The sequence below is a fragment of the uncultured Cytophaga sp. genome, assembly GCF_937863595.1.
Classification (GTDB): Bacteria; Bacteroidota; Bacteroidia; order Cytophagales; family Cytophagaceae; genus Cytophaga.
In genome coordinates this window covers 1-7,013 of record NZ_CALMGQ010000110.1, presented here as the reverse complement: position 1 = coordinate 7,013, position 7,013 = coordinate 1, and the positions used below count along the sequence as shown (strand labels likewise).

Annotated in this window: 6 protein-coding genes; 5 read left to right on the top strand and 1 reads right to left on the bottom strand. The window is 35.6% G+C overall.

Annotated features, from left to right (window positions below; all coding sequences use genetic code 11):
* Positions 1-230: 230 nt before the first annotated feature.
* A complete protein-coding gene (locus tag Q0543_RS10025; RefSeq protein ID WP_299252139.1) occupies positions 231-677 on the bottom strand; it encodes a hypothetical protein in 447 nt (148 codons plus the stop codon).
* 258 nt (positions 678-935) lie between these two features.
* Between Q0543_RS10025 and Q0543_RS10020 the strand changes: the two genes are divergently transcribed.
* The 5 genes from Q0543_RS10020 (at position 936) to Q0543_RS10000 (ending at position 6,701) form a co-directional block, all read left to right on the top strand.
* On the top strand, positions 936-1,349 hold the full coding sequence (locus tag Q0543_RS10020) for an EamA family transporter (RefSeq protein WP_299252136.1): 414 nt from the start codon (positions 936-938) through the stop codon (positions 1,347-1,349).
* Between the two features lie 204 nt (positions 1,350-1,553).
* The gene (locus tag Q0543_RS10015; protein ID WP_299252133.1) at positions 1,554-2,945 is read left to right on the top strand and encodes a DUF5982 domain-containing protein; all 1,392 of its coding nucleotides are present in this window, start codon (positions 1,554-1,556) and stop codon (positions 2,943-2,945) included.
* 691 nt (positions 2,946-3,636) lie between these two features.
* Positions 3,637-4,026, top strand: coding sequence for a DUF202 domain-containing protein (locus Q0543_RS10010; protein ID WP_299252130.1), 390 nt, complete (start codon positions 3,637-3,639; stop codon positions 4,024-4,026).
* A gap of 165 nt (positions 4,027-4,191) precedes the next feature.
* Positions 4,192-5,424 (top strand): multidrug effflux MFS transporter, encoded by a 1,233-nt coding sequence (locus tag Q0543_RS10005; protein ID WP_299252128.1) that lies wholly within the window; start codon positions 4,192-4,194, stop codon positions 5,422-5,424.
* Between the two features lie 233 nt (positions 5,425-5,657).
* Complete coding sequence (locus tag Q0543_RS10000; protein WP_299252126.1) at positions 5,658-6,701, top strand: NAD(P)-dependent alcohol dehydrogenase; 1,044 nt, start codon at positions 5,658-5,660, stop codon at positions 6,699-6,701.
* Positions 6,702-7,013: the final 312 nt, after the last annotated feature.

Genomic DNA, 7,013 nt, shown 5'->3' with positions numbered 1-7,013 from the left:
TTAAATCCGTTGAATCAGTGGTTCAGACAATGGGCTGTTTGATAGTTATGCGTACTATCAAAGTTCAGTATGTTGTTGTCCGAATGGCATAAAAACAGGTTGATTCGTGGTTCGGTTTTTTTTAATAGGGGATTACTGTTTCATTAATACGAACCAAATATGTCATTAAACAAAAAAATCTAAGCCATATACGCTTAGATTTTTTTGTTTGTGCATGTGTATTATTCAGATTACCATTGACTATCCAAAATTGTAGGATCGTATTGGTTTATTTTTGCAGGCTCTTCACTTTTTATTTTTTTATCTTCTTGAAGTAACTCCCATTTTTTTAATTGATCTGCTGTCAATACTTTTTTTATGGATGCATCATTCGTTGCTTTTAATTGGTTTAACTCAGGCTGCGCCTTTGACATATCACCTTTGTACTTGGATTTCAAGGCTGCTTTTCCTTTCACGCGTTCTAAGGTTGCTGCATAGACTTGTTTTTTCTGAGTAGCGTTTAATGTTAATTTCTTTTCTAAATACGTCGCATGATCCATTGCTTTTTGCTCAGCTGTTTTTGCAGTTGCAGAATCTGCTACAATAAAAGTGTTCTTGTTGGGAGATGCGGTTGTTGAATGTGCAAAGCTTCCAAACCCTAGGAATAGAAACATGGATGCAAAATAATATTTTTTCATAAGCGTAATTGGTTTGTTGTTTATTTAATATACAAAAAAATAATTCATTCATAACATTTTTTTTATGTTCAATCTCTTTAAGCATATGGTTTGCATAACGATCGTATATTTTTAATAAATAAGAAATGAAGTACAGAAAGTAAACAGATTTAATTGCTAATTATGTAAGTTGGTAGAAAATAATAAAATAGACCTGATTGGTGCTTGTCTTATTTTTTTTGTTTGGTAGAACTTCTAAATCAATTCATAATTATAACGATGTGGTGGACTTACGCTTTATTATCAGCCTTGTTTGCTGCCTTAACTGCGATCTTTGCCAAGGTTGGAATTAAGGGTGTCAATTCGGATTTAGCAACTGCTATACGTACCGTAGTAATAGTAATCGTTGCTTGGGGTATTGTATTTTTTAGAAAAGAACTACCCGGAATTGGTACACTTACCAAACAGAATTTACTCTTTTTGATTTTATCTGGACTCGCTACCGGATTATCGTGGATCTTTTATTTTAAAGCCTTACAACTCGGAGAAGTTTCTCAAGTAGCCCCAGTAGATAAATTGAGTGTAGCACTTGCCATCATTTTGTCTGTATTGTTTCTTGGAGAAGTCCTAACATGGAAACTAGCAATAGGAGCATTGCTTATTATCGCGGGTACAATTGTATTGATTTTGTAAAACTATTTTTAAATAATTATTTATTAGTTCTATTACCAATTAAGGTTTTATAATCTGCTGTAATCAAGGTGTTTCGATCCTGTTTTCCTGCTTCCATCAACGCAACGTAAAAACCTTTTTGTTATTCCAGAAACATTCCAGTTTTCAAATAGAACTTGTAGCAAGATTCCTTTTAGATGTTTTATACCTGTTACTATTCCTTTTATGTTTAAAATTAAGTTGTTTGCTATTTCATGCTTTGTACTAATAGTATCCATGCTCTTGCCTACTAAAATTATTGCGCAAGTTGTTATGGATAGTACGTTGAACGTTACGCTCGAAGATTCTGCTTCCGCTTCTGCAGAACTACCTTTTCGAATTTCAGATGTGAAGCGGCTGTCGGAAGAAGATTTATCCAATAAACGTGAAGGTAGCTATGTAACAGGTGTGCCAGAGTTTAGTTCGGATCCCTTAAATGGCTTCGGTTATGGAGTGGAAGGTTCGATTTATTTTAATGGTAAAAAATCAGATCCTTTTTTTGCCTTTACCCCTTATAGAAAGAAGTTAGATATTGTACTTTTTAATACAACACGCAACCAACGTGAGTTGATGGTTAAATTGGATATACCGTATATTTTTAATACGAAGTGGAGACTGCGTGTTGAAGGTGGTTACGAATCAAACCCAAATTTAGTTTATTTTGGCAATACGCAAAGTTCCTTAAACCCCTTGAGTTATTATCCGAATGGGGATTCTTCTCAACCAATGGTAAACAATGCGAAGTATAAAGACTATAAAAATTCATTAAAGGGGGCAAATGAAAATTACAATGGCTATACCAAACAAGAATTTATTTTTAATGCGAGTGTAGAGCATTCGTTCTTCGATGGGAAAGTTCGTGTATTGGGTGGATATGAATTTGCAGACTTTACGATATCTACGTTTAGCGGAAATTCATTGTTGCAAAAAGATAATAATGCAGGTAGAATTATAGGATTGAATTATGGGATTATAAGTATGATTCAGGGTGGTTTGGTATATGATACACGTGATTTAGAAACAGATCCAAGCAAAGGGATCTTTGCAGAAATTACAGACGAATTTTCGACAACTGCTTTGGGATCTAAATACAATTTTAATAAAACTGTTTTTCAAATTAAAGGCTATCAACGATTGCTTCCATCGGTATTTAAAAAAATGATTTTAGCGGGTCGATTTGGTATGGGTTATACTGCTTGGGATGCACCTTTCTTTGAATACCAAGATGAGTGGAGTTCTGAAGGGAGTATTGAAGGACTTGGAGGTGCACATACCATAAGAGGATATAAGCAAGGACGGTTTTTAGCACGCGGTATGACCTTTGGTAATATTGAATTACGTACGCGTTTTTTCCAAACGAATATTTATAAGCAACATCTGGCATTTAGCGCCGTTCCGTTTTTTGATTTTGGTGGAGTATGGGATAATTTTAAGAACGTAGCCAATCCAGATAACTATCGATTTGGAGAAGGTATGGGATTGCGAATTGCATGGAATGTAAATACAATTTTGCGTTTTGATTATGCGGTATCAAAAGAAGATTCACAGTTCTTTTTTACTTTCGGACATTCATTTTAATTTTAATAGGGTATACATAGTATGAAATATATACTAAACCAAACTGTTTTCAACATGGAAAAAATAAATAAAGTAGCTATTTTATTGATTGGGAAATCGTATTGCTACCTTCGGTAGCGCGCATTTGTTTTGTTAATTTGTGTTTTGCTATAAAGCACTGACTCCTAAAGGAGTCAGTGCTTTATAGTGAGCGTGTTTGTGATTTTTTAATTTGAAACAATACACAATAATGTTAATGAATAAATGGTTTGGAAATTATGTTGACCAATTGTATTTGTAAATAATAGGTTTGTTAATGGTTTTCATCAATTGATTATCACAAAGGGTTAATAGTATGTAATGAACCTGGTAAGGGTCACATATTTATAGAAAATAAACACCATATATATATATGTACCCGCAATCCCGTAGGGATTATTTGGATATGGTTTTTTCATTCTTCAGAACTGTGAGCTTTCAAACGTGCACATAAATTTATCTAATCCATAAAATGCACTTCCTGTGTTTTCTTGAAATTATTTAAAAATGGTTGTTCATAATAGAGTCAAATTCCGTTCGGATGAAAATTATTTTTATTATGTGACGGATATGCTTGCCTATAAATAATTCATAAGAACCCTCGATCTTCATTCTTTTCGATATTTATTCCATTTAAATTATTTTTTTGTAACTTCATTCAAACAGCAAAATCATGGAGCCCATTAAACGACCTGCAAGTACAACCGATTATCTAGCGAATGAACGTACGTTTTTAGCATGGATTCGAACCAGCATTGGAATCATTACACTTGGCTTCGTTGTATTTAAGTTTTCGTTATTTGTAAAGCAAATTTCCATACTCATAGATACGGATAAAAAAATACAACATGCTACAGCTCATACGCATTACTCTGCACCCATTGGTATCTTTTTAGTAGGCTTAGGTATGTTTGCCATTATTTTATCGTATGTACGTTATCGCATTACCAACAAACAATTAAATGAAGGTGTATATCAACATTCGACCTCTTCAATCACCATACTCACTGCATTTATTTTTATGGTTGCAGTAGCGTTGATATTCTATTTGATGAATGCTTGAACGCCTTATAAATGCTAAGGGCTTAAAGGGTAATACGTAATACTTACAATAGAAAAACTACTGCAAATTTATCCTAAGGTATTTACTATATTTGTGAACAGAATATAGTTTGAAGAGTAACAATATTATGTTGTTATTCAATATTCTTAATAAGCCTACTACCTCATGTATCACACAAAAAACAAACACCTCATTACGCTTATCCTTGGCATGTTGGCAACCATTTCGCCCTTTGCCATTGACTTTTATCTTCCAGCCTTTACGCAGATAGCCGAGGACCTTGGCACCAACACAGCACGAATTTCACTTTCAGTATCTAGCTATTTTATTGGTATGGCATTGGGACAATTAATGTATGGCCCTATATTGGATCGTTTTGGAAGAAAGCCACCTTTGTATATTGGCTTAAGTATCTTCATTATAGCCAGTCTGGGATGCACATTAGCGCATAGCGTAGAAGCATTAGTCACACTTCGTTTCATTCAGGCATTGGGTGGAAGTGTGGCTGGTGTTGCAGCAATTGCTATGGTAAAAGATTTCTTTCCTCCTTCTGAAGGTCCACGTATTTTCGCCATGCTTATTTTAACCATCGGCTTGTCTCCCTTATTGGCTCCAACCATTGGCGGTTTTGTTGCTACCGTTTTTAATTGGCAATTCGTATTTATATTACTTGCATTGATTGCATTGTTTGCAATTGCAATTGTTTTCTTCTTTTTACCCATCGGGCAAGAGCCCGATAAGGAAGTTACCTTGCAACTAAAGCCTATGTCTAAAACGTATTATTCGATACTTTCTAATACGCAGTTTTTTACGTATACCCTTGCTGGTTCTTTTTCCTTTGCATCCTTGTTTATTTATGTAGCAGGCTCTCCAATTGTGTTCATGGATTTATATCACTTGAGTAAAGAAGCTTACGGTGGGGTTTTTGCCTTCCTTTCAATTGGTTTTGTTGGAGCAAGTCAGTTAAATATATTTTTGGTAAATAAGTTTTCAAGTGTTGCTATTTTTCGTTTTGCCTTACGTGTTCAAGTTCTTACAGGAATCGTATTTGTATTCGTTGCTTGGAATGGTTGGATGGATTTGAATCTAACTTTAGTGATGTTGTTTATTTTCTTGAGTTGTGTGGGGCTTATAAATCCAAATGCATCGGCTTTAGCATTAGCACCATTTACAAAGAATATAGGAAGCGCTGCTGCAATGATGGGCTTTTCGCAGATCGGTATTGCAGCTTTGGCTTCTGTTGCTGTTGGTATGTTTGATGCATCCAGTGTATTGCCGATGGTTCTGTCCATGGCTTCAACAGCCTGTGTTGCACTTATCTTTTTGCTAAGAGGCGAGAAGAAGATGGCAGGTAATATAATTGAAGGGGATTCAAGTGCGGGGCCAGCTGTACACTGATATGGGAATTATAAACCCATTTTATTTTAAACAACTCATTCAGTATTTTTTTATTTCTACTAAACCTTTTGCTTTAGTTGTCGGTTATAACTACGAAATCTGTATAGATCGTATATGCGTTTTTAAACATACTGTTTTAACACGCATATACCCTAGATAAAAATGTGTAACTTAATAGAGTAGTCTATACCAAACATTCTTAAAACTTAAAACGCATACTTAAAACATACAACATGATACAAACAAAAGGTTACGCAGCACAAGACGAAAAAACAAATCTTGCTCCTTGGTCATTCGAACGGAGAGAAGTAGGTCCGCACGATGTACAATTTGATATCCGCTTTTGTGGCGTGTGCCACTCGGATGTGCACCAGATACACAATGATTGGTCGCCAGGAATATTTCCGATGGTACCCGGTCATGAGATTGTTGGTACAATTGTAAAAGTTGGTGCCCATGTAAAGAAATTCAAAGTCGGTGATTTGGCAGGTACAGGCTGTTTAGTGGATTCATGCAGAACCTGTGATAATTGCAAAGAAGGTCTCGAGCAGTATTGCTTGAACGGCTCAACGGGTACATACAATAGCTTGGGCCAAGACCATAAGACACCAACCTACGGTGGGTATTCAAATACAATCGTAGTGCACGAAGATTTTGTATTGCGTATCAGTGACACCTTAGATCTTGCTGCATCGGCTCCCTTATTGTGTGCTGGCATTACAACCTATTCTCCCTTGAGACATTGGAAAGTAGGTAAAGGACATAAACTTGCCGTATTAGGTTTAGGTGGTTTAGGACACATGGCTGTTAAGTTTGGTGTAGCCTTTGGCGCTGAAGTAACGGTATTGAGCACTTCTCCAGAAAAAGAAGCCGATGCTAAAAAATTAGGAGCTCATAAGTTTGTTGTGACTTCGGATGCCGAACAATTGAAATCGGTTACAGGATATTTTGATTTTATATTAGATACCGTTTCTGCTCAGCATGATGTAAATATGTACTTATCTCTGCTTCGAACAAATGGAACACACATCTGTGTGGGCGTTCCGCCTAGTGCGTATCAAATACATGCCTTTAGTTTAATTGGTGGTAGAAAGAGTTTGGTTGGTTCCTTGATAGGTGGTTTACCAGAGACACAAGAAATGCTTGACTTCTGTGCCGCACATAACATTACTTCAGATATTGAATTGATCGATATCAAAAACATACATGCATCCTATGATCGAATGATCAAAGGTGATGTGCGTTATCGATTCGTAATTGATATGGCAACGTTGTAAACGATATATGCTGTTGTTGTGCACGGTTTAGGTGCGTGCACTCTTAAAAAGAAATAACAATAATAATTTAATAAACTGCCAACCACTTGCTATTTATAGTTACAGATGGTTGGCAGTTTGCGTAATGAATTATGTATTGCAATTTAAACATTGGTGTACGCAAACGTGCCTAACCATGTCATACTCTCTGGCGCTAGTGTTAAGCGAAGCGTCACTAGTGTCTTTTTTTTTTCGTAGTCTTTGACTACATTTCATAATGACTACATTTCATAATGACTACATTTCATAATGACTACATTTCATAATGACTAC